At 36.8% G+C, this 24,292-nt stretch carries 23 protein-coding genes and 1 pseudogene; 7 read left to right on the top strand and 17 right to left on the bottom strand.

What is annotated here, in order from left to right; all coding sequences use genetic code 11:
* Positions 1-80: 80 nt before the first annotated feature.
* Positions 81-1,292 carry a nucleotidyltransferase gene (locus ACQKNC_RS04530; RefSeq protein WP_427423684.1) on the top strand — a complete coding sequence of 404 codons (1,212 nt, stop codon included), beginning with the start codon at positions 81-83 and terminating at the stop codon, positions 1,290-1,292.
* 700 nt (positions 1,293-1,992) lie between these two features.
* Here ACQKNC_RS04530 and ACQKNC_RS04525 read toward each other — a convergent pair.
* Complete coding sequence (locus ACQKNC_RS04525; RefSeq protein ID WP_427423683.1) at positions 1,993-3,039, bottom strand: SepM family pheromone-processing serine protease; 1,047 nt, start codon at positions 3,037-3,039, stop codon at positions 1,993-1,995.
* Positions 3,040-3,140: 101 nt separating this feature from the next.
* Between ACQKNC_RS04525 and ACQKNC_RS04520 the strand changes: the two genes are divergently transcribed.
* A complete protein-coding gene (locus tag ACQKNC_RS04520; protein WP_427423682.1) occupies positions 3,141-4,058 on the top strand; it encodes a hypothetical protein in 918 nt (305 codons plus the stop codon).
* A 397-nt stretch (positions 4,059-4,455) separates the two neighbouring features.
* On the opposite strand, the gene coaD is transcribed toward ACQKNC_RS04520, so the two are convergent.
* From coaD to ACQKNC_RS04505, 3 genes are all read right to left on the bottom strand, one after another.
* Positions 4,456-4,947 carry a pantetheine-phosphate adenylyltransferase gene (gene coaD / locus ACQKNC_RS04515; protein WP_427423681.1) on the bottom strand — a complete coding sequence of 164 codons (492 nt, stop codon included), beginning with the start codon at positions 4,945-4,947 and terminating at the stop codon, positions 4,456-4,458.
* Between the two features lie 56 nt (positions 4,948-5,003).
* Positions 5,004-5,564, bottom strand: a complete 561-nt coding sequence (gene rsmD / locus ACQKNC_RS04510; protein ID WP_427423680.1) for a 16S rRNA (guanine(966)-N(2))-methyltransferase RsmD — start codon at positions 5,562-5,564, stop codon at positions 5,004-5,006.
* Between the two features lie 243 nt (positions 5,565-5,807).
* Positions 5,808-7,235: an RNA polymerase II gene (locus ACQKNC_RS04505; RefSeq protein WP_427423679.1), complete on the bottom strand. Its 1,428-nt coding sequence runs from the start codon at positions 7,233-7,235 to the stop codon at positions 5,808-5,810.
* A gap of 55 nt (positions 7,236-7,290) precedes the next feature.
* Between ACQKNC_RS04505 and ACQKNC_RS04500 the strand changes: the two genes are divergently transcribed.
* Positions 7,291-7,680, top strand: coding sequence for a DUF7147 family protein (locus ACQKNC_RS04500; protein WP_427423678.1), 390 nt, complete (start codon positions 7,291-7,293; stop codon positions 7,678-7,680).
* Positions 7,681-7,682: 2 nt separating this feature from the next.
* Here the strand turns inward: ACQKNC_RS04500 and ACQKNC_RS04495 are convergent, their stop codons facing one another.
* Positions 7,683-7,955, bottom strand: a complete 273-nt coding sequence (locus tag ACQKNC_RS04495; RefSeq protein WP_427423677.1) for a YlbG family protein — start codon at positions 7,953-7,955, stop codon at positions 7,683-7,685.
* Between the two features lie 247 nt (positions 7,956-8,202).
* Here ACQKNC_RS04495 and ACQKNC_RS04490 point away from each other — a divergent pair, with 247 nt between their 5' ends.
* On the top strand, positions 8,203-9,102 hold the full coding sequence (locus tag ACQKNC_RS04490) for a glycerophosphodiester phosphodiesterase (RefSeq protein WP_427423676.1): 900 nt from the start codon (positions 8,203-8,205) through the stop codon (positions 9,100-9,102).
* Between the two features lie 77 nt (positions 9,103-9,179).
* Here ACQKNC_RS04490 and ACQKNC_RS04485 read toward each other — a convergent pair.
* From ACQKNC_RS04485 to ACQKNC_RS04475, 3 genes and pseudogenes are all read right to left on the bottom strand, one after another.
* Positions 9,180-9,657, bottom strand: a pseudogene (locus tag ACQKNC_RS04485) (DinB family protein).
* A gap of 202 nt (positions 9,658-9,859) precedes the next feature.
* Positions 9,860-10,912, bottom strand: coding sequence for a tartrate dehydrogenase (locus tag ACQKNC_RS04480; protein ID WP_427423675.1), 1,053 nt, complete (start codon positions 10,910-10,912; stop codon positions 9,860-9,862).
* Positions 10,913-11,084: 172 nt separating this feature from the next.
* Positions 11,085-11,531 (bottom strand): YlbF family regulator, encoded by a 447-nt coding sequence (locus ACQKNC_RS04475; RefSeq protein ID WP_427423674.1) that lies wholly within the window; start codon positions 11,529-11,531, stop codon positions 11,085-11,087.
* An 87-nt stretch (positions 11,532-11,618) separates the two neighbouring features.
* On the opposite strand from ACQKNC_RS04475, the gene ACQKNC_RS04470 reads away from it, so the two are divergent.
* Positions 11,619-12,119, top strand: a complete 501-nt coding sequence (locus ACQKNC_RS04470; RefSeq protein WP_427423673.1) for a PaaI family thioesterase — start codon at positions 11,619-11,621, stop codon at positions 12,117-12,119.
* Here ACQKNC_RS04470 and ACQKNC_RS04465 read toward each other — a convergent pair.
* Entirely contained in the window at positions 12,100-13,575 is a 1,476-nt protein-coding gene (locus ACQKNC_RS04465) for a UDP-N-acetylmuramoyl-L-alanyl-D-glutamate--2,6-diaminopimelate ligase (protein ID WP_427423672.1), read from the bottom strand. The two genes, ACQKNC_RS04470 and ACQKNC_RS04465, sit on opposite strands and share 20 nt — an antisense overlap.
* 152 nt (positions 13,576-13,727) lie before the next feature.
* Positions 13,728-14,840, bottom strand: coding sequence for a CAP domain-containing protein (locus ACQKNC_RS04460; protein ID WP_427423671.1), 1,113 nt, complete (start codon positions 14,838-14,840; stop codon positions 13,728-13,730).
* A 147-nt stretch (positions 14,841-14,987) separates the two neighbouring features.
* Between ACQKNC_RS04460 and ACQKNC_RS04455 the strand changes: the two genes are divergently transcribed.
* Together ACQKNC_RS04455 and ytvI are read left to right on the top strand one after the other, a co-directional pair.
* Complete coding sequence (locus ACQKNC_RS04455; protein WP_427423670.1) at positions 14,988-15,353, top strand: YugN family protein; 366 nt, start codon at positions 14,988-14,990, stop codon at positions 15,351-15,353.
* 207 nt (positions 15,354-15,560) lie between these two features.
* Positions 15,561-16,625, top strand: coding sequence for a sporulation integral membrane protein YtvI (ytvI, locus tag ACQKNC_RS04450; RefSeq protein ID WP_427423669.1), 1,065 nt, complete (start codon positions 15,561-15,563; stop codon positions 16,623-16,625).
* 15 nt (positions 16,626-16,640) lie between these two features.
* Here ytvI and ACQKNC_RS04445 read toward each other — a convergent pair whose 3' ends face one another.
* The 7 genes from ACQKNC_RS04445 to cyoE form a co-directional block, all read right to left on the bottom strand.
* The gene (locus tag ACQKNC_RS04445; RefSeq protein WP_100545569.1) at positions 16,641-17,102 is read right to left on the bottom strand and encodes a DUF420 domain-containing protein; all 462 of its coding nucleotides are present in this window, start codon (positions 17,100-17,102) and stop codon (positions 16,641-16,643) included.
* Between the two features lie 35 nt (positions 17,103-17,137).
* Entirely contained in the window at positions 17,138-18,073 is a 936-nt protein-coding gene (gene ctaG, locus ACQKNC_RS04440; protein ID WP_427423668.1) for a cytochrome c oxidase assembly factor CtaG, read from the bottom strand.
* 1,043 nt (positions 18,074-19,116) lie between these two features.
* On the bottom strand, positions 19,117-19,461 hold the full coding sequence (locus ACQKNC_RS04435) for a cytochrome C oxidase subunit IV family protein (protein WP_427423667.1): 345 nt from the start codon (positions 19,459-19,461) through the stop codon (positions 19,117-19,119).
* A 1-nt stretch (position 19,462) separates the two neighbouring features.
* A complete protein-coding gene (locus ACQKNC_RS04430; RefSeq protein ID WP_427423666.1) occupies positions 19,463-20,089 on the bottom strand; it encodes a cytochrome c oxidase subunit 3 in 627 nt (208 codons plus the stop codon).
* Positions 20,089-21,972 carry a cytochrome c oxidase subunit I gene (ctaD, locus tag ACQKNC_RS04425; protein ID WP_427423665.1) on the bottom strand — a complete coding sequence of 628 codons (1,884 nt, stop codon included), beginning with the start codon at positions 21,970-21,972 and terminating at the stop codon, positions 20,089-20,091. Before ctaD ends, ACQKNC_RS04430 begins: the two co-directional genes overlap by 1 nt.
* A 41-nt stretch (positions 21,973-22,013) precedes the next feature.
* Positions 22,014-23,102, bottom strand: coding sequence for a cytochrome c oxidase subunit II (gene coxB, locus ACQKNC_RS04420; protein WP_427423664.1), 1,089 nt, complete (start codon positions 23,100-23,102; stop codon positions 22,014-22,016).
* Positions 23,103-23,202: 100 nt separating this feature from the next.
* On the bottom strand, positions 23,203-24,120 hold the full coding sequence (cyoE, locus tag ACQKNC_RS04415; RefSeq protein WP_427423663.1) for a heme o synthase: 918 nt from the start codon (positions 24,118-24,120) through the stop codon (positions 23,203-23,205).
* Between the last annotated feature and the right edge of the window lie 172 nt (positions 24,121-24,292).

The raw sequence follows: 24,292 nt of genomic DNA, 5'->3' as shown, positions 1-24,292 counted from the left end.
CTCCAAACAGTTCTATATAAGCAAAAGGATCAAAATTACTAAGTACGAAAAGCAAATGATATTGATAAGGGGGCTTAAATTTGCAAGCAGTCGGAATAGTTGTTGAATACAATCCTTTTCACAATGGACATGCCTATCATTTAGAACGGGCAAAAAAAGTAGCACAAGCGGATATTGTCATCGCTATCATGAGTGGAGATTTTTTGCAGCGTGGTGAACCAGCCATGGTCGATAAATGGACACGCACAAAAATGGCCCTCGCAGGTGGCGTTGATATAGTTATTGAGTTACCATACGTTTATAGCACCGCACCTGCAACTGATTTCGCAAAAGGGGCAATTTCTTTACTATCTGCAATTGGGTGCAATTCATTTGCCTTTGGAAGCGAAGATGGTTCCATTCAACCCTTTATGAATACTTTTCAGCTCATTAATAATCATCGCACTGAATATAACTCTCTTATTAAAGAAAGCCTTAAAACGGGTGCAAGCTATCCTAAAAGTCTACATTACGCCTATACACAGCTTTCTCAAAAGTTCCCTGCTGCATACATTGATTTGGCACAACCAAACAATATACTTGGTTTTCATTATATTGAGGCTGCCATGGAGCTAGGTAGTAACATTAAGCCTTTAACTATCCCTCGTATTGTTGCAGGTTATCATGACGCTTTGCAAGAAGGTGCATCAATTGCTAGTGCCACAGGAATACGCAAGGCTCTAGCAACAACCAGTGCTCTACAATGTGTGCGAGATTTTCTCCCTAAAGCATCGTTTGATTATTTAACTGATTGGCAAGGGAAATATGGTAAATTTGCAAATTGGGAAACTTTTTGGCCTTTTTTACAGTTTACACTTATTCGTCACACACCTAACGAACTTACTCGCTATGCTGAAGTAACAGAAGGCATTGAGAATGCTCTTATTAAAGCTGCAAAAACGAGTCATTCATTCAGTAGCTTTATGGAGAAAATTAAATCAAAACGCTATACTTGGACACGACTTCAACGTATGCTCACTCACATTTATACTGGTTTTACAAAGGAACAGTTGCAAAGCTTTACGGCCCCATCCAACATACGTTTACTTGGTATGAGTAAGAATGGACAAGCATATTTAGGAATGCATAAAAAAAACATACCTTTACCTTTAATCAGTCGTGTTGCAGCTATAGATGATGCTATGCTTGCTGTGGATATTCACGCAGCAGAGGTATACAATTTAAGTATAGAACATGGAACAAATGTGCAAATTCTTCCTAGAGATTATCAAACACCACCGATTCGTTTTTAAGCAACGAAAAAGGATGCCAGAAATTCTAGCATCCTTTTTTTGCTGTTGAAAAACAATTATGTCAATGAAATTAGAGACATCACATTATAGCTCTTGGGCAAAGCGTGGGGTTGATTTCCGTTCCGGCTGGGCGCTTTTATCGCTGCCGCTTCGCTTTCGCGCAGAGCAGAGCTTCCTGGGGGGCGTCCGACGAGCCACTTGGGCCAACAGATGTTTTTTGCGCGAAAGCGTAGTGTTAACGTAGCGGCAGCAAAGTGTTTTTGTCTATGCGAAAGCGTAGTGCAACGTAGCGACAGCAACAGCACCGATGTTGGTCACGAAGGAGTCGCCTAGTCTCCACTCCAATCAACTGTTTCACACGACATCCGTTTTAACAAAATAACATTCAACTTTTTAGTTTTATCAGAAGGCTTCCAGGAATTATCGACTAACTTTTGAATTTTATCGACTAACTTTTGAATTTTATCGACTAACTTTCACGTTTCATCAACCAACTTTTAATTTTTTATCGACATCCACCTTCCAAAAAGCAAAAAAGGATTCACACACAAAACTATGTGTGAATCCTTTTACTTTGTTATGTCGCCCAGGATATCACCCTATTATTAGGGTGTTTATTCCTGCGAAACGCGGAGGAAGCGACTCGACGCTCGCTCACAGGAAAGCAACGGAATTCAACCCCACGTTACGGCGATAAGCCTTATTTCGGCTGTAACTGTTTTAAATATTCGATTGCATCATCGACAGTTTTAACCGGAACTATTTTCATTTTTGTTCCAATATCTTTAGCAGTCTTTACTGCTGTTGCATAATTAGATTCCAGTTCAGGATATTTAGCTTTCATTTCAGGAGAAATTTCATCATCTGGTGCAAAAAAGATTTCCATACCATCACGATCGGCAGCAATGACTTTATAATCTATCCCACCAATTCTTCCAACAGAGCCATCAACCAGCATTTCCCCTGTACCTGCAATAGCATAGCCTTTTGTTAAATCTTCTTTGAGTAGTTGGTCTAAAATTTCTAATGTAAACATTAGTCCAGCAGACGGACCTCCAATATCCTCAGTTTTCATAGACACTTTTGGATTTGTTTCAATAGATTTACTCTCAGTATACGTAATACCTAAACCAGCTCTTTTCTCTTCAGATTTAGGGATTTCCTTTAATGTGATCGTTACCTCTTGTTCTTTTTTATTGCGTATAAACTTAATTGTCACCTTATCTCCAAGTTGCTTTGGTTTTAAAATATCGACAAGCATTTGTTGGTTACTAATGTTTTGTCCATCAACTTCCATAATTTCATCACCAGCTTTTAATAAATTATCCGAAGCACCGCCATCTAGGACATTTAATACAAAAACACCGTTAAAAAGAATTTTTGTTGGAATGCCAGCTCTCTGAAATGCAACATACTTTGCATTAAATTGAGAATCAGACATTAATTTAAGCTGTCGAACATTATATTCCTCTTCATCCTCCAACGGATTTCGAACTTGTTCAATATCCATTAGTTTTTGATATTTTTGAGTTTTCGCCCACAGATATGAAAAAGGCGTAGCTTGCTGCATAGCCACCGTCATTAAACTCATGGATCCTTTATCATCAGTGTGGGTATTTTCAACATTAACAAATTTACTGACATCATAAGCACTTCCAGGCTTCATAATATAAGCGTCTAGTCGGTATAACATAAAAAAACAAATCACGACTAATAACACTGCATAAATACTTATTTTTTTCTTCATTAGAAAACCACCTCCTAGGACGCTGGCAAAACCATACGTTCATGTTTTTGCCTTTTTTACATATATTGATTTTAGCATTTGCCAATGTGAATGACAAAAAGTTGAAACGAGATGATAACATGTATGCGACAATTCAAATAGCGATTTGCATAGTTCTTATTCTATTACTCTTGTTATTCCCACAAACAGCTCATAATGGTACTGATTTAGGTTTAAACCTTTTTATGGATGCCTTATTCCCTTATTTATTACCTTACCTTATTTTGACGCAATGGCTTCTCCGTTTAACGGCTCCTATGCGAACGAAAACAAAAAGAGCTTCTGTATACGTACAAGCCTATATTATTAGTGCACTCGGGGGGTATCCGTCTGGAGCAACAACCATTGTTTACTTAAAAAACAGTGGGCAACTACATCCCAAAGAAGCAAATTTTTTATTAGCAGTATGTCATGCACCAAGTCCACTTTTCGTGCTAGGATTTGTAAGTCTTGATTTATTACACAGTAATACGTTCGGATGGTTGTTTTTATGTTTACTACATAGTTTTAATATTTGTTGTTTAATAACTGGTTACTTTTTATTTCGCAAAACGGATCCTCCTAGCATCTCCATACACAATACACCTTTATATACAGCACCTTTTTCTGAAAGTATTAAAGAAACAGCACCAACACTACTATTAGTTGGGACTACAATAATTTTTTTCACTACCATCCAGACGATTGTCCAGCATGGCTTAGATTCACTTATACCTAAACTTCCCTATACAGCTGAGCTTTCCATAGCCGCCATTCTTGAAGTTACAAATGGTCTTAAAATGACTGTCTCAGCTTTTCCCAATCTTCCATATTTACCATTACTAGTTGTTATGTTGTTAACAATGCAAAGTATAAGCATTCATTTACAAATTTTTGTTATTGCGAAATCAGCCAAGCTTTCCGTTCGACCATATATAAAATTCCGCCTACTTAGCATAATCATTGTACCCACTATTTATGCTCTTTTTTTCTTAAAATAAATAATCGTCTGCATCACCACACCTTCCACTATTGGAGTGAATCGTTCAAACCGACTTAGGAGCAGGCATAGTAGCGGAATTCAATCATTTCCTGCCCATCTAACCTTTTTATTGCAATATAAGAAAATATTATAATAATTTCTAAATTCATCATTTTAGCAAATAAAATGAAGGTTGGGACACATCGCTTTATTACTATAAATTAGAGTGATATGTCAGAAAATACATCTTGTGAAGTGGTTGATCTTCGTTCCGACTTGGCGACTCCTTGGGGATTAGCGATAGAGGAACATTAAAAAATATCACATCAGAAAAGCGCGAGAAATCAACTTTTCAAAATTGATTTCTCGCGCTTTTTAAGGCTTCGACTAGTTTTGCCTAGCCTCTCTTTTTTAGTTTATTTTTTAAAATCATACTTTTCTTTTAAAGCTTCTACAACACAAGCAGGAACAAGCTCACTGACATCACTACCGTATTTTGCAACCTCTTTGACAATGCTTGAGCTTAAAAATGAATATTGATTTTTTGTCATAATGAAAAACGTTTCAATGGTTTCATCCAGAAAACGGTTCATCGAAGTAATTTGCATTTCGTATTCAAAATCCGAAACAGCACGTAAACCACGGACAATCGCTTGTGCTTGTTTCCCCTTAGCATAGTCTATTAACAGCCCAGATGAACTTTCAATACGTACATTAGGCAATGTTTTAGTAACCTCAGCCATTAAAGCCATACGCTCTTCAACTGAAAATAATGGCTGCTTAGATGAATTATTTAAAACAGCAACATAAACTGTGTCAAATACATCTGCCGCACGTTTAATAATATCTAAATGACCAAATGTCACCGGATCAAAACTTCCAGGAACTACAGCAATCTTCTCTGACAACTTATTCTCCCTCTTCCTCTGTAAAACGATCAATTTCTCCTCTATTCAGTTGGTGTTTAGACACCTACTGAATGCAGATAAACAGAAATAATCGTTCCTCCATATGTTTCTTGTCTCTTTAATACAAAGTCCCCAAAACGCTGTGGTAATTCTACTTCTTTTGCATGCTCACATAAAACAATGCCATCTTGTTGAATTTTATCATTGTCGACCAAAATCTGCACTAAGTCATAGTATTCTTTGAGATGATATGGCGGATCTAAAAATACTAGTTTAAACGTTATATCACGTTTTAATAACGCTTTCACAGCACGTTTCGCATCTATACGAAATAGCTCAGAACAATCCTCGTAACGACATTTTTTTATGTTTTCCTGTAGCACTTGGAACGCCTTTGCATCCTTTTCAATAAAAACGGCCTGCTCAGCTCCTCTACTTAAAGATTCGATACCTAAGCCACCGCTCCCTGCAAATAAATCAAGCGCTATACCTCCATCAAAGAACGGACCAATAATATTAAATATGGATTCCTTTACTTTATCAGTTGTAGGTCTCGTCGTGTTCCCTGTAATCGCCTTTAATGGCATCCCTTTACGTTCTCCTGCTACAACTCTCATAGGCAAATCACCGTACTTTCTTATTCCAAATATCAATTTCGCCTTGGCGTAATTGTTGTTGTTGTTGTTGCTGTCGCTTCGCTTTCGCACAGAAAACATTGTTGCTGTCGCTTCGCTTTCGCACAGACAAAACATTGTTGCTGTCGCTTCGCTTTCGCACAGACAAAACATTGTTGCTGTCGCTTCGCTTTCGCAAGATAAAAGTATTTTTGCAGCGAAAGACGAACCTCCGCTGCAAAAAATTTATTCTTGTTCTTGTGTTAAGGTCTTGATATTGATACGACCATCACTTTTTTGTAATTCTACTAAAAATAATCGTTGTAGCCAAGCTTCTTCAACATAATAATGATTGGCAATTTTAATAATCGGTTCTGAGATAGTAGAATATCTACGTTGATTAAATACATAAAATCCTGATTCTTTCGGGAATCTGAACGTGCGGTTATCACTATTGATATAATATCCATTTTCACCTTCACCAGCAGTATAGCCTAGATATGGCAACAATGTATCAGCAGTATATAATACTTGTCCTTCATGAAGAATGACATGAACATTATCTCTCAAAACATCATTAACGTAAACGCTTCGTTCATCCTCAAATAATAGTGGGTATGTGCCTTTTTCTTGGGCAGCATTCAACTTAAAATAAGAAGTTTTTGCATTTAACACCTTGGATAAAAGATCATCCATCGATGCAGGAGAAATCGGCTCTTCCCCCAGTTTTTTCAAAGCTTCCTGCCAAGCCGACTCTTGATCATCTGTCATATATTTTTTTAACGTATTCACAATGGCCTTTGCTTTATCTGAACCAATCGTATCTTTCACTAAATAGGATGCCACTACTTCCGGCAACCATGTTGGTGAATCTACAAATTTATATTGTGACTTTATTTGTGATAATATTACTTCCTGCTCAACAGCTTGCTCAGTTAGCTCTGGCAAAAATAAAAGTCGATTATCATGTTCTTTAACTGGATTCTTTTCTTGAATAATAGCAATGTGCTGATTATTCAAAAACTGTAAATTTTCCAATGATTTTAAGAAATCCTTCGAAATAGCTCCCGGGGCATAAATAGATAATACAGGGGTTTGCTCTTGTACTTTTAGATTACCCGTTTGCCAATAAATATCACGAACTGTACCATATCCACTAAACATTGTATAGTTAACAAGCGATAGTTTTTGCTGACCTACTAAAGGCAAGCCAGTTATCCACTGACCATCAATTTTACTATCAGTTGAAATATGTACAACAGAATAAGATGCTTCACCATTCGTTAATGTGGCAAAAACATTTTGGATGAGCGTTTTATCTTTTAAGCCACCCTCAATTGGAATTATGTATGAAACAGATTGTGATTTAGTCTCTCCTTTTTTAAAATATGAGACTTCTTTTGATAAGCGATCACAGCTTTTCTCGTTATCGATAAAGCAACTAGGATTTACCGCATTTTTTGGCCAATTAATTTTTACTTTTTGGTTGGGTAAATTTTTAAAATATTGACGAATATCCAAGCTGTTTTCTCGATAGACAATTTCTATCTCTTGTGAATAATTGAATTCGCCATTGCCTGTTTCTAAGTCAGACGAATAAGCATGGTACTGGAAAAATAATGTTCCTGTAATGATTAGTCCTAGAATGGAAAAAAAACTCATTGCAAATTTCATGTGCTTGACCTCCCGCAGCATGATACTATGTGTATTGGAAAGGATGTGCTTTTTTATGCCACAACAATTTATAGAATTAGGTGAGGGCTATGGTGATGTTTATGAGCTACTTGAAATAGTGAGAACCAATCAAGATCGCTTCCATCAAGCCTTCATACTAACATCCACTAAAGAAGAAAAAAAGGTTGCCTCTTTAGCAGTCGCTTTAAAACCAGTCGGTGAAAGTAAATTCATGCCGATTTATATTTGTCGAGAAGGCATCCCTTACAATGAGGAGCAGCCTTCACAACGACAAAAAATGTTTGAAGAAAGTATTAAACGACTAGATAGAAAAGCGGTTGTTGTAGAAATAAAGCACTCTTCTATATTTTCGGAATCAAAACTATTTTATCAATACCTAATTGGAATAATGCGACTTCATCACTATATACCGGCATTGACTTAATACTAAAGACCTGCTTTATAGTCGTATTCTTTCGCTTTATCTGGTTTTGCATTTTCATACTCAGTTTTAACGAATGGACGATAAGACTTTACAACGTCTTTCACAAATGGAAGGCGTTGTAGTTTTGTTGTCATTGTTTCAATTTCCTCTTGCTCGCAATAAAGCACTACATATTTTTGCCTCCGAGAAATATAAAGAACATGACCATATTTTCGAAGAGATTTCGCATGTTTTAATTGATGGACGTAAACGATTAGCCCTTGTCGTTCGTTCATAGTATTCCCCTCATTTCTTACATAAAAGAATACCATAGACCGGAAAATGATAGCAACAGAGTTTAGCTGACAGAACGCTCAATTTTCCGTTATAATGGAAAAGCATACAACGATGACTAAAAGTTTTACATTCACTTGTGCAAGTTAATAGAAAACTAAACTTCTCTGATTTTGTTTGCTCACAAAAAATTCAAAAGTGAAATTACCAGTACTATTTATATCATTTTAATTGTTAAGGAGGACGAATATGGGTAAGAAAACAAAGATTGCACTTGCAATCGCAGCGGCAAGTGCAGCTGCTTGGGCAGGTAGTAAAGCTATTTCTAAACCTCAACAACGAGAAGGTAAACAAGCATTACAATTTAATCACCCAATTATTCTCGCACATCGTGGCGGTGCTCATTTAGCACCTGAGCATACAATGCCTGCTTTTGAAAAAGCTTCACAGTTAGGTGTTGACGGATTTGAAATAGATATTCGCTTAACCAAAGATGAGGAAATTATCGTTTTCCATGATGATACTGTTGACCGTACGACAGATGGCTATGGACTTGTTTCAGACATGACTTTAGCAGAAATAAATGCATTAAACCATGGTTATCAATTTGAAGATTTGGATGGGGAATTTCCTTATCGAGATGAAAAAGTAGACGTTGTAACTTTACGTGAACTACTAGAAACTTATCCAAACATGTTGATAAATATCGATATTAAAGATGCACCAGATACGTATGAAGGAAGTTTAATGCCTTCTAAACTTTGGCGTTTAATTGAAGAGCTTGGTGCAGAGAATCGAGTGGTTGTTACAAGCTTTTACGGTGAACAGATAGATCGCTTTAATCTATATGCACAAAATCAAGTAGCACTCGGTGCAGGTGAATCAGATGTTCGTAAAGCATTTGCTTCTTTCTCAAGCCAATTCGGACATTTATATCATCCAAAGGTAGATGTATTCCAGATACCACCTAAATCAGGAGTAATTACACTGGATTCTCCGAAGTTCGTCCAGTTTTTAAACAATTTAAACATCCCTGTTCATTATTGGACTATCAATGATGTGGCAACAATGAATAAATTAATTCAAAACGGTGCAAAAGGTATCATTACAGATCGACCTGATATTGCTGTAGAATTACAACAAAAATAAGAATAATGGAATAGAAACTAATCTCCATTTTATAATAGTTAACACATTGATTGGTGAGGGCTTTCTACTAACAGCCCTTACCTTTCGTTTTTATATTTTAAAATTTCTCTACCAATAAAATTAGCAGGTACCGGGGATAAACCTAATTTTCTTGCCCACACAGATAGCTGCCCAATATGAAGAATTTCATGTGCAATAACATGATGTGAAATTTCATTTTTTGTATAAACATTTGTATCCCAGGAGACCTTTACAATCTCATCGCAAAAAATTCTCATTATGCTTCAAAAATTCAATAGTTTCCCCTCGTAATTCAATTGAAAGATTTTTTACCTATTTAAGCGTTTTATATTCAAGGAAATCAAATATCCTGTCATTTCCACCCTTAATACCACGAATCCAACTATATTCAACATCAATTATATGAAAAAGAGTATATAGAAAACTACCTACTCTACCACTTCTTTTCTGCAACAATTCCTCTATACTTAGCTGATTACACCACTTCAACCATTCGTCCCTTACTTGCCAGTTATATTCAAAAAATTTGATCATGTGGCCTCACCTCAGTCATTTTTTTAGCCATTAACACCCGTTTAGTAAAGACTAATAAACAGTGAAGCTGAATAAAACCCCACTGTTTAAAGTTAGATCACTGATCCCCAAGGAGTCGCCCAGTCGGAACGAAGATCAACTTAGGCATGCGTTTTAACAAATGTCTTCCATAACTTTTGGTGATGAAATTTTAAATTCTGCATTATTGCAAATGACGTAATACCGCATCCGTTACATCACGTAATGTCGCTTTGCCTCCCAAATCACCTGTTTTAATATCTTCTGCTAATGTTGCTTCCATCGCATTTAGCACTTTTGCACCAAGCTCATGATAGCCTAAGAAATCAAGCATCATTTTACCTGTCCAAATTTGTCCAAGCGGATTTGCTATCCCTTGTCCTGCAATGTCAGGGGCAGAGCCATGGACTGGTTCAAACATGGATGGATATTGTCGCTCTATATTTAAATTTGCAGCTGGAGCAATTCCGATACTTCCCATAATCGCACCACCTAAGTCGGTTAAAATATCCCCAAATAAATTTGATGCAACAATGACATCAAAGTTTTCTGGTTTCATCACTAAAAAGGCAGCTAAAGCATCAATATGATTAGATACTTGTCCTATGTTTTCGTAATCTTTACCTACTTCTCCAAATACTTCATCCCAAAAAGGCATACTGTATGTAATTCCATTAGATTTTGTGGCACTTGTAACATGCTGGCGTCGAGTTTCCGCCATTTCAAATGCATATCGCATTGCACGCTCTGTTCCCTTTCTTGTAAAAATAGCATTTTGGATAGCAACCTCATCATGTCCACTATGTATCCTGCCACCACTCTCAGCATACTCACCCTCTGAGTTTTCACGTACAACAACAAAATCAAAGCCATTTGGATTACGTAATGGCGAAGGCAATCCTTGAAGTAGCTTTGCTGGACGCACATTTATAGATTGCTTCATCTCACGGCGGATTTTAATAAGTAGCCCCCATAGTGAAATGTGATCTGGTACTAAATCTGGCATGCCAACAGCACCTAAAAAGATTTGATCGTAACCTTTCAAAATTTCAATACCATTATCAGGCATCATTTTACCTGTCTCTAAATAATAGTCACAGCTCCACGGGAATGTTGTCCATTCAAACTGAAAGCTACCATCTAATTGAGCTGCTTTATTAAGAACTTCTATCGCCGCTGGTACAACCTCTTTACCAATCCCATCTCCTGGTATAACAGCAATTCTATAAGTCTTCATCTGCTGATCCTCCTTTAATTTCTATATTGCCTATTTAATTACTATACAATTTTCCCGTAATAATTACATCCTGATTGTTCATGGCTTTCGCTACAATGGCAAAGTAAAAAAGACTGTATACAAACTCATGCGACGAGTTTGTATACAGTCTAAGAAGAATATATTACCTTGTTTATGCAGAGCAAGAGCAAGAACCGCCTGAGCCACATCCTCCACCACATGAAGAATCTGATGTAAAGAACGGATTACTTACAGGAACTTTTACCGCTTCTGAAACAGTTTTCCCTATAAGTAGGCTTACTTGGTCAAGTAAGTCTTGAAAATCGTTCTCAGCAATTTTTAAGGCTGCAACCTTTTCATTTAAATCGAGTGCGCGTTTTTGCTGACGAATTGATTTCATAATTGTATGATAATCCGGATGATATTTTCCGAAACGTTGTACATCTTCGTACTGCTCTTTCATGCGATTAAATGCGTAAATAGCTTCAACTAATTGGACATCACTATACACAGCATCATACGCTTGTTGTAGCGTTTTCACAGTCTCAGAGGAAAGAATCATCTCACAAAGCGCATCGGCCTCATCCAAAATGATTGCCCAGTCAGAGGTCATCATCATATTTAATTCCCCCAATCTCTTTCCCATCATAACAGATTTTATGATAATTTTACATTAATGATATTTTTAAATGAAGGAGTTTTTAAATTGGTACCATCATCTAAAGAACAAATAGAACAATTACTAGCAAAGATTTTACAACATAGTACAGCTGAAGATGAGGAGGTTTTACTACATTTATTGTCTGGTCTTCGCGATAAACAGCAAGGTATCCATCGACGTTATATTAATGCTGCCTTACACATGGTGGGCAAATTTGAGCCTGAAGTTAGTGAGGTTCGTATCCCCATTACACCCGTTATCCATAATACCATTAAGGTACCACACGGAGGGATCATTGCAACAATTGCAGATGCAGCAATGGGGGGACTTGCTTCGCGTTCGGTACCAGAAGGCTTTAATGTTGTCACAACAAATATTAATATCTCTTATATTGCTACAACAACCAACAAAGAACTAATCGCTCGCGGACGTTTCGTGCATAAAGGGCGTCAGACACTTGTGATGGAATGTGATATCGAGGATGAGACTGGACGAAAACTTGCTATTGCGACTGCTTCTTTCTTTGTCATTCAACGCCGTCCTTAGACATAAGATTTACAAAGTAATCTCGAATACATTGTTGATCGGAAAAAGGGAATTTTTGATTTTTTATTTGTTGGGTCTGTTCATGCCCTTTTCCGGCAACAAGTACAATATCACCTTTTTCCGCCTTTGCTAATGCTTGATGAATAGCAACTTTTCGATCTAGATAGATCTCATAATATTGTTGCTCAGTAAATCCAGCAATAATACTTTCATTAATTAAAATCGGATCTTCATCACGTGGATTATCAGTTGTTAAAAAAATAACATCCGCATACTTACTTGCTACTGCTCCCATCGCAAACCGTTTCGCCTTATCTCGATTTCCTCCACAGCTAAATACAAGGTAAAGGGTTTTCGAGCGATCAAAGGTTTGCAGAACAGCCTGTAATGCCTCTGCAGTATGTGCGTAATCTACGTACACATCAATCCCAAATGGATTGTCTATTTTCTCAAGTCTTCCTTCTGGTAGCTTTAACAACCACATATGCTCTGCTATCTCTTCAATTGAGAAACCTAGGCGCCATAAAGTCATCAACGCAGCTACAGCATTTTGTACATGGTATTTACCAACAAAAGGGATTTCCACAATATGCTCACTCGATGATGTTTGTAAACAAATTACTGTTTTTCCCAATGATTCACTGACAATTTGGATATGTAAATCATTATGATTATCAAAGCCAAATGAGCAGGATTTTTTCTTATCATATATACCAACGGAACGGCAAAAGTTATCATCTCCATTTAGCACTAGCTTTTTCGACAAATCTGCCAATCTTTTTTTTGCACGCTTATATGCCTCAAGTCCTCCGTGATCTTCTAAATGGTCCTCCGATAAATTTAAAAAAACGCCACAATCGATATCACAATGATCAAGTCTATGTTGCTGTAATCCCATTGATGAAGCTTCTAAAACAACATGTGTAACACCATTTCGTACACATTGTTTTAAAATCGGATGTAACTCTTTTGCCTGTAATGTAGTTAATTGCTCATACACTGTTTGTTGTTTCTGCTCATTGATGAAAAATCCTACAGTTCCAATAACTGCAACATTTTTATGTAGGGCTCTTAATAATTGGCTCACAAAATGACTCACTGTTGTTTTACCATTTGTACCTGTAATCGCAATGACTGTTAATGCTTCTGCGGGAAAGGCTGAAAGCTTTGCACTCGCATACGATAAAAATAGAGATGTATTTGGAACCCAAACAAAAGGAATACTTTGATCAATATTAGGCAGTGAAATACTTTCCTCTGATACTATAGCGGCAGCACCCCGAGCTAATGCTTCTTTTACAAAACGACTTCCCGATGTTTTCTTTCCCTTACGCACAACAAAAATATTCCCAGGTTTTACTGCCTGAGCATAATCCTCAACGCCTGTAATAATTGTGCGAATAGATCCTCCAGTTATGCTACACGGCCAGTCTTTCAATAGTTCAGCTAATTGCAAGCTTCATTCCCCCTTTCGGTTCTCTATCATATGACGGCGTATGTAACGGTGTGACGAAAAATGTAGGTAGTCCTTGTGCTTATCTAAAAAATGAAAAAACCGAAGATAAACTTGATTTCGCCAAGTTTATCTTCGGTTTCAGATTTCTATTTCTATTGTGATGATTCATCAATATTTACTTCTGATCCCTCAGAGTCACTATCCAACTTCTGAGAAGGAGATTCTAAAAATATTTGCGTATAATAGTTTAAAAATACTCCCGATCCAACTCTAGTATATTTATCATTTAAAATGACTTTTCGATGCTCAGGTGAATTAAGCCAGCCATGCATTACTTCGATAGCATCAAAATAATCTGTCGCGAGATTTTCATTCGCCTCACTATATTCGATTCCCTGTGTTTCTAATCTCTTTTTTAAATCTCCATTTGTTGGTGATTCATGCCCAATAAAATTTTGAATCTTCATATCTTCACTATGTATTTTTGCAACTTTTTCTAATGATTCATCAATATTTAATGGAGCTAAATCATGTTGAACTCTTGTTACATTTATCAAATCGTCAAGCTGTACAGCACTTGCTTCATTAATATCCTGTTGTAAAAAAGAAGAAGGTGGTGTTGGTATAACAAGCTCACCTTGATAAGTCATTTCATAAGGTTGATGAAGAACAAGTGTTTCATTATTAGTAAAGCGTATTCCTTGTAGCTCACCCGTTTCTCTATCTATATAGAGTTGTGCAAAAAGTCCATCGAATTTTACAAGCAATCGTGTCTGCATATCTTCTTCACTCATTGAGAAAACAAAAATATTTTTACCTACATTCGCAGTTACTTCATAATCAATAATTGTCATTCGGTATATATCATCGCGCTTCTGACCAACCTTAAAAGGGGAAGCATCTAAATCTGTACCAGCTACGTAAACTTGTGTCACAACATTATTTTGAACGCCTACCATAAAAAATGTGGAAGAACTTGCATTATAGATCCACCAATCATATCCAAAAGATGAAGGCTCCTTTCGAGCTGGTTCACCATATCTCTCCAAAACTACCTTAGCTTTTTGACCGATTAATGTCGACATCCCACTTTTTGGACGTGTCGTTGCCCCCATTTCAGGCTGCTTTAACTCGGTTTTGGGAATAATATTTGAATTGGCGTTCGGGCCTTTTAGTGGCTCGTTTTCACGCGGTGTATTAAAAAACATAAAGCCGATCAACGCAATTGCAGCACATGCCATAAAAATGCGAAATAAAGCTTTCATACATGACTCCTTCTTATCACGATTATTCTAAATTATTATAACAATTGTAGTTGGGTTGACACAATGTTGTCATTGCAACAATGTCGAATATGCTCTATTATAAAAATGAGCGTATACTTTGTACGAGAACCTAAAGGAGGATTACAGATGTATTTTGAAAATACTAACCTTGAAAATTTAACAGCTGATCAAGAACTTATTGTAAGCGTCATGAAAAATAATGGTTTAGAATGTGACGGCGGCTGGGATTACGAACGTATGACATTTGATAAGCGTTTCGATACTCGTGAAGGACGTTATTACCTACGTGTATTCGCATATGCAAAATCAGGTGATGTTGGTGCACACGATGCAATCCTAACATTAATGAAACCAGCACTTGGTAAGTACTACTATCCACACGGCGTTGAGTATGGTGATGATGAAGTTTTCCCTGCTCATCTTGTGAAAAAATGTGAAGATATCTTAAAAAAGGTTAAATTAGACCTAGAAGCTTTTAAAATTCACGCATAATTTTAGATAGTTATTTCTCGGTGCATGTATGTCGATTAAACATCGAAATTATTTTATTTTTTTATCAGGGTTAACAGTAAGTCGACAACAGCATGTAGTGCAATAGCTAAATCTGAAAAGACTGGTGGTCCAGTCTTTTTTATTTTGAGTAAAAATTTTATTTCTTCTCATACTAACTATATCTTTTACATGATGTAGGTGAGATAAATGTTACAATTTTTCAAACACCCCTTTTTTCGCCATCCGATCATCGTTATAGCTAGCGGAATTGCTATTCTCTGGTTTATATCCCTGTCATTACCCATACTGCTTGCCTACGTAACTGCATTATTATTGGAACCTGTCATCTTACGAATCAGTAAACGGTTCCGAAAAAAACGCAAAATAGTCGCATCGATTTTTTTTATGTTCTTTTCAAGTATGACATTACTATTATGTATTCTCATTATATTTATTAGCTGGAAACAATTTTCAACATTTATCATTCATATTCCAGAGTATCTTAATCAGCTATCCGCACTATGGATTCAAACACAATCCAAGCTTTCTAACTATACTTATCACTTGCCCTTAGATCTTGTTATACAAATTCAACTTATGATAGCTCGGGCTCTATCTTCAATCGAGAAATATGCTCTTTCTTTAACAAATGTTAATGTTTGGTCATCTTCACTTTCGTATATAACTTCTCGTTTGTTTGATATTTTTGTTTATTGGATTGTACTATATATGTTTCTTTTAGAACTACCGAATATTAACCGTAAAATGTTAGCGCCTATTCCGTTTCACTATCATCAAAAAATACTATTTATTGGACAGCGCGTAAAACTTGCTTTGTTTGGTTTTATAAAAGCACAATTTTTAGTTGGCATTTGCATTTTTGCTATAGCTTTTGGAACCTTTTATTTTCTAAAAACACCATTCCCACTTATTTTAGCACTCTTACTAGTCATTTTAGATTTCGTTCCTTTTTTAGATTCCTTTATATTGCTTCTTCCTTGGGCAATATACAAAGCCTTTACAGGAGATTATATCTTTGCTGTCGTGCTAGTCGTACTTACGATCGTACAGTTTTTAGTTCGACGTATGATTGAACCTAGAGTTATTGGAAATAAAGTTGGACTCTCCTCACTAACAACTTTTATTGCAATGTTTATTGGTTTTGAAATATTTGGATTCCCCGGTATTTTAATAGGTCCATTACTCGTTGTTGTTGTTCTTTCCCTATTTAATCAAACATCCATAAAAAATCTCCCTCCTTCTCAAAAATAAGGAGGGAGATTTTTTTTAAAAGCCTAAAATAGCTTTAATAACAGATGTTGTTTCACCTGGTTCAAACATAACATATAGTAAAATGTATACTAAAACTCCGGTAATAGCTACGAAGAACCAAATAATACTTGTAATTGGTCCAATACGACGGTGAAGCTTGAGATTAGTTTTCAAACCAGAAATGATACTAACAATACCAAATACTGCTCCAGTTGTTGCCAGAGTAATATGGAAAATTAAGAAGAAAGTATAATATGGTTTTAAATCTTCTCCGCCACCAAACGCTGTGTTACCAATAAAGACTGTTCGTGAAGCATAAATAATAAAGAAGATAAGTGCAGCAACTCCTGCTGCAAGCATTACTTTTTTATGTGCCTCTACTTTTCTTTTTATAATTAAGCCCCAACCAATAGCTACAAGTACTGCACTAATAACAATGAATGATGTACTTATAGTAGGCAAAATTTGCAATTCCATTTACAAAACCCCTTATACAAATTAAAGTTTCTATTTTACAACTGATGTTGCTGTTCCTGTTGACTTTCCCATTTCTTTTGATGTTCTTTTAACGCATCTGCCGTAATTTTATCTGGATCCTTTTGTTCTGAACGATACCAATTAATAAAGATTGATCCAAGTAATACCCCAAAAATAAGCTCTTGTAAAATCTTCATTAAAACGCCGCCTAGTTGCTGGTCGGCAACAGGTGACATATTTGTAAAGAGCTCCGGTCCTGAAAGAGATAAACTAGATAATGTAGAAGCTGGTACACACAGTTCCATTGCCTTTAGCCATGCATCGCCATTTGTATACGTTTCATACATAGCATTTGGTGCAAAAATAATTAACGCACACGCAGGTGTAATTAATACCGCATTAGCAATGATATAGGCTAATTTATACAAAGGTTTCATATGTGGACTATTAGGCATCTTTTGTATCAAAGGCCAGTACATTAAAACAGCAGAAACAAATAATACAAACGTATATGTACCATGTAAAGTTTCGTTTAATTTAATGTAGTCTAATACTGCAGGTAAATGGTAGAAAGAAAATAAACCAATAAACATAATCACCGCAACGACGGGTAATGTAAATGTTTTAAATAAAGTTCTAACAACTGGTGCCTCAATTGCAACTTTCCATACCCACCAAGGAATCCCCTTAATTAAGAAAATCGGTACAAGTAACAATAAAATAGCCATTTGCACCATATGCATCGTAAACATAATGTGCGCCATTAAATCTATTGGTGATCCTTTAATAATATAAATCGTTACCATTGCTAGTACAAAATAAATAGCTTCTCCCTTTTTCAAAGGCTCACTTACTTTAAAATCCTTGCGCCACTTTGTTGTGACTAAAAAATAGATGACTGTTATGAAAACAAGAACCCCTATTAAGTATGGGCTCCATAAAGCTTGGAAACCAAATATACTAAGTGGCATACAAAACGCACTCCTTTAACTTCAGTACTCCTATTATAGAACGCTTACACTTATTCTGCAATGAACGAAAGGTGAACAAATTACTATCTATAGTTTACCTTTCTTACAGGATTATCGTATCTATAGAAAAAATATTAAAAGTATATAAACCCAACATGAATTATATTATTTCTTGCTAGCTCATCATCATAACGTAGAGGTGATTTCCGTTCCAGGCTACTCGCTTTGTTGCTGTCGCTTCGCTTTCGCACAGATAAAACATTGTTGCTGTCGCTTCGCTTTCGCACAGTTAAAACATTGTCGCTGACGCTTCGCTTTCGTGCAGGGTCTCGCCTGTCTCGCTTTCCCACGGGAGTCGAGTAGCCTTCCACTCCAATCAACAATAGCGTAGAATTTTTATAAATTTTATGCATTTCAAAATTGAAAGCTAGGACAACGAACCATAATTGAACAGAATATATTCATAACAGAGAGGTAATTGACATTGTTGCCGCTGACACTTTGTTTTAGCGCAGAAAACATTTGTTGCTGTTGCTGCTTTCGCACAGATAAAACCCTTTTGCTAAAGTTGGGTTCTATCACTTGAATTAAACCTACATGTCAAAGAATACATGCTATGTGCATTAGTTGATTGGAGTGGAGACCGGGCGACTCCTCGGGGATCAGCGCGAAGGCTAAAACCATCACGTCCTGTGATAACGCCTTCGTGACCAACATCGTGCTGTTGCTGTCGCTTCGTTGCACTATGCTTTCGCACAGAATGAACCCCTTTTGCTGCCGCTACGTTAGCACTTCGCTTTCGCGCAAAAAACACCTGTTGGCCCGAGACCCTGCAGCGAAGCGAAGCGGCTCATCGGACGCCCCCAGGAAGCTCTGCTCTGCGCGAAAGCGAAGCGTCAGCGGCAAAGCGCCCAGTTGGAACGGAAATCAACCATTCGTTTTGCCCAAGCCATACTTTAAAACTCCTTAATTAATTTCATTGATACAATAGAAAAAAGAAAAGCACGTTCCTACGCTAGGTAGAGAACGTGCTTTTTTGGTGATTACCACCAGATAATTGTTAAAAATGCTAAGAAGAATGTAAATGCGATTAATATTCCCATCCACATGAAGAAACCAATTACACCACCGAAGTGTGTTTTTTTGTCTTCTAAGTGCATGAAAGCGTAAAGTTGAAGAACAACTTGAACACTAGCAAGCAATAAAATAAGTGGTAATATTAAGTATTTAGAGAAATCAGCTGCAACTACTGCGAATGCGATAAACGTAAAGAAAATCATAATCGCAAAGTTGATAACTTGTTTACGCATATGAACGGCATTATGATGACGGTCATACTCGTATTGCGCCTGAGACTTAGCAACTATAGGTGTATCGTGTGAAGACATATTATCCGATCACTCCCATCAAGTATACTACTGTAAAGATGAATACCCAAACTACGTCGATAAAGTGCCAGTATAAAGCAGCCACGAAGAATTTAGGTGCATTGTATAAGTTAAGGCCACGCTTAGCATTACGAAGCATTAACGTAGAAATCCACACAAGACCTAATGTTACGTGGAAACCATGTGTACCAACTAATGAATAAAACGCAGTTGAAAATGCAGATTGATTAAATGTAAAACCAAGACCTACATAGTGATTGAATTCATAGATTTCAAGACCTAAGAATCCAAGACCTAAAAGAATTGTAATACCAAACCAAGTTTGCATAGCTTTAAAGTTAAAGTTACGCATATGGTAAATTGCGTAAACAGACGTTAGTGAAGATGTTAATAATAACATCGTCATAGCGAAAGCTAGAGGTAATTCAAATAAACCTTGTGTTGTGAACTCCATGCCAGCTGGCCCTTTGTTCTTAAGCGCTAGGTAAGTAGCGAATAAACTTGCGAAAAGTACAACTTCACAGGCAAGGAAAATCCAGAAACCAACAACTTTATTTTTCCCTTCCATCGTAGCTTGTTCAGGATGATCTGGCCAAGTATGAGGAGTAAATTTAGTATTGAAATCCATTATTTATTTCCTCCTTTGCCGTAAAGATGTTCTTCAATTTCAAGAATTTCTTCTTTGTGTAAATGGAAGCCGTGATCGTCCTTAACAGAACGGAAAATCATAGCACCAAATGTAATTGCAAGACCAGCAATTAAAATATAAATTGACCATGGTTTATCTGCATCTGGATTATAAAGTGCACCGAATGCCGCGATAAACATGCCTAAAGAAATAACAAATGGGATAGCTGAGTTATTTGGCATATGAATATCACCGATTGGCTCAGCAAATGTAATTTCTTTATTTCCTTCTTGTTTTTCGATCCACCATGGATCTAAACCACGAACAAGTGGAGTTTGACGGAAGTTATAGAATGGGATTGGTTGTGGAATTGACCATTCTAATGTACGTCCATCGCCCCATGGATCGCGACCTGCTGGTTTGCCTTTGATTGACATTAAGCAGTTGATTACCATTAAGATAACCCCTACACCCATCATTAATGCACCGATTGTAGAGATATAGTTGAACTGATCCCAACCTTGACCTTCCATGTAAGTGAATACGCGACGTGGCATACCCATTAAACCTAAGAAGTGTTGAACGAAGAACGTTAAATGGAATCCGATAAAGAATACCCAGAAAGTAATTTTACCAAGCGTTTCGTTTAACATACGGTTGAAGAAAATTGGCCAGTAGAAGTGTGCTGAACCAAATAACGCTGTTACGATACCACCAACGATTACGTAGTGGAAGTGAGCAACGATAAAGTAAGAATCGTGTAATTGGTAGTCAAGAGGTGCAGATGCTTGCATTACCCCTGTAACACCACCCGCAACGAATGACGGAATGAAACCAAGTGCATAAAGCATTGGTGTTGTAACTTTAATAGATCCGCCCCAAATAGTTAAGATCCAGTTGAATACTTTCATACCTGTTGGAACGGCAATTGCCATTGTTGCAACAGCAAAGATTGCGTTGGCTGTTGGCCCAAGACCAACTGTAAACATGTGGTGAGCCCAAACCATGAACCCTAAGAAACCAATTAAAATTGTTGCGAATACCATTGAAGAGTATCCAAATAAACGTTTACGAGAGAACGCTGGAATAATCTCAGAGAATAAACCAAACGCAGGTAATACTAAGATATAAACTTCTGGGTGTCCGAAGATCCAGAATAAGTGTTCCCAAATAATTGTGTTACCACCCATAGTATGGTCAAAGAAGTTACCACCGAACATACGGTCAAATAACATCATTAATAAACCAATTGTTAGTGGAGGGAATGCGAATAGGATTAGTGCACTTGAAACTAGTGCAGTCCAAGTGAATAATGGCATACGCATGAATGTCATACCTGGAGCACGCATTGTAATAATCGTAACGATAAAGTTAAGACCTGAAATTAATGTACCGGCCCCTGATATTTGTAAACCGAGAACATAGAAATCAATACCATGTCCAGGAGAATATAAAGATAATGATGCATAAGACGTCCAGCCCGCATCAGGAGCACCACCCATAAAGAATGACAGGTGAAGGAATACTGCACCTAGGAAGAATAACCAGAACCCTAAAGAGTTAAGGAACGGGAATGCTACGTCACGCGCACCAATTTGTAATGGTACAAGCATGTTCATAAATGCGAATAGTAATGGAGTCGCAGCTAGGAATAACATTGTTGTTCCGTGCATTGTTAATAATTGATTGAAAAAACCAGCTGATACGAAATCGTTATTTGGTTTCATTAATTGAATACGCATTAATAACGCTTCAAAACCAGCGATAGCAAAGAACAATGTACCGGCTAATAAATACATTACTGCTAACTTTTTATGGTCAACAGTTGTAATGTAGTCCCAGACAGTTGCTCCAAAGCCCTTTTTCTGTGTGTATGAGCTCACAACTTTTACCTCCCTCAAAGTTTGTTACATAAAACTTAAAATTATTTCTCAACAGATAAGCCCATGATATAAGTTGCTAGAGCTTGAATTTCTTCGTCAGTTAAATCGCCATAAACTGGCGCAGTACCATCTGCATTCATCATTAAGTTACCTGGTTTGAATTGTTCAGGATTCTTAATCCAAGCTTTTAAGTTTTCTTCATTATGTTCTAACATACCAGCAACACGGTTACGGTCACCAAATGTAGTTAAGTTAGGACCTTTTGAACCTGGACCGCTTGTACCAGATACAGCATGACAACCCATACAGCTCTTAGCAAATGTTGCTTCCCCAAGATCAGCTGAAGTTTTATCAGGCATTTTTTTATCTGTTGTTTTCATTGAAGCTACCCATGCATCAAATGCATCTGGTGTTAATGCTTTAACTTTGAAGTCCATTAAAGCATGTGAAGGACCACATAACTCAGCACATTTACCATAGAATACGCCGTCTTTAAGGTCTTTTGATTCTTTATCGAATTCTAGATAGAACTTGTTTAAGTTATCTACGTTCGTATCCATTTTACCGCCTACAGCAGGAATCCAGAATGAGTGCTTAACATCGGCAGCTTTTAAGTTAAAGTAAACTTTTTGACCTGTTGGTACAACTAACTCTTGTGCAGTTATAATACCTTGGTTAGGGTATTCAAACTCCCACCAATATAAATGTGCAGTTACATTTACTGTAAGTGCTGTTTTGTTACCGTTTTCGTCTACTTCGTCCATCGCAGCAACATCTGCAAATTTGTAAGTAGCCGTAACAACTGGTACAGCTAAGATTAATAATAAAATAATCGGAATAACTGTCCAAATTACTTCAAGAGTGTGACTTCCTTCTACTTGCTTAGGAATAACGTTTTCGCCAACTTTTGAACGGCGGAATTTTAAGAATGCAAGTAAATAGATAACGGATACTATTACTACAACTAACGTCATAATTCCAGTAGCTAACATTAATAGGTTGTATTGTTCTTTACCTACTTGACCAGATGGTTTTAGTGCAGAAATATAATCTTCACCACAACCAGAAAGGAAAACCATCATCACTGCTAGTAGTGAAAAAAGACGCCATTTTTTAAGCCCTTTCATCATAGCTTAATTAAACCCCTCTTTCTTTGTTGTATTTTCATGTGTACCTAGGAAATAAGTTCTGTCTATATGAATTCTTTAGGAAAAGAAAGAATTCCTAAATTTAGCTAAACAACGCAAAAATTATGATGGATACAAATAATATGGTCATATGATTCAACGAATAGATAAACATTTTATTTGCCCATTTCATATCATCTTTTGTGTTAAAGCCTTTAAAAGCTAGAATCAACCAGCCCAAGTTCAATGCAGTGGCAAGAATTAAGAAGCCAACTCCAAGCTCTGGTAAAAGGAAAGGTAACGGTAATAATAAAAGAATCCAGAATAACATCGAGTACTTAGTTCGTTTAAATCCTTTTACTACAGGTAGCATTGGTATGTTAGCTGCACGATATTCCTCAGTACGTTTCATAGCAAGCGCATAAAAATGCGGTGGTTGCCATGCAAACATGATAAGGAATAAGGCAAGTGCTCCAGCACCTAATTTAGGCTCAACAGCTGCAAACCCAATAACTGGTGGAATAGCCCCTGAAATACTTCCTACAACCGTGTTACTAACATGCTTCCTCTTTGACCACATTGAGTACAGAACAACATAAGCAAATATTCCTACAAGTCCCCACATGCCGGCCGCAAACGATGCCGCAAATAACAAAATTTCACCTACAATTAAAAATGAGAGGGCAATGGTCAATACAAAATTCGGCTTAAATCTACCCGTTACTGTCGGTCTTGCTTTCGTTCTTTTCATGATTGGATCAATATCCTGATCAATAAAGTTATTCATTGCGCCCGAGCCACCTATAATGAATGCCGCACCCAGCATGGTGAACAATATGACATCAAGCTCTTGCAAGAAGTGTCTACTAGTAAATTGAAATGCCAGCCACATCCCTGTAAACGTTGTGACAAGATTCGAGTTAACGATTCCAATTTTTATTAGTGCTAAGAAATCTTTTACAACAGATGTTGATTCTGGTCCACCATTTCTAGTAGCCGTCAGTGCACGACCGTTTGACATGATACCTCTCCTTTCATTTTTGTAAGCATATTCCGCTACCAATTACTATAGCGAAATTTGCGATTGATTTCTAGACATTAAGTGAAATTTAGATGAAGTTGTAAAAATTAGCTTTGTCTAGAAATATAATTAAAAACAACATATCTATAGTAAAACATTTTCTAAAATGAAT

The sequence above is a fragment of the Lysinibacillus sp. NPDC094177 genome, from assembly GCF_050279145.1.
Lineage (GTDB): Bacteria > Bacillota > Bacilli > Bacillales_A > Planococcaceae > Lysinibacillus.
The sequence above is the reverse complement of the archived record's forward strand: the minus strand, read 5'-3'. Positions and strand labels throughout refer to the sequence as shown.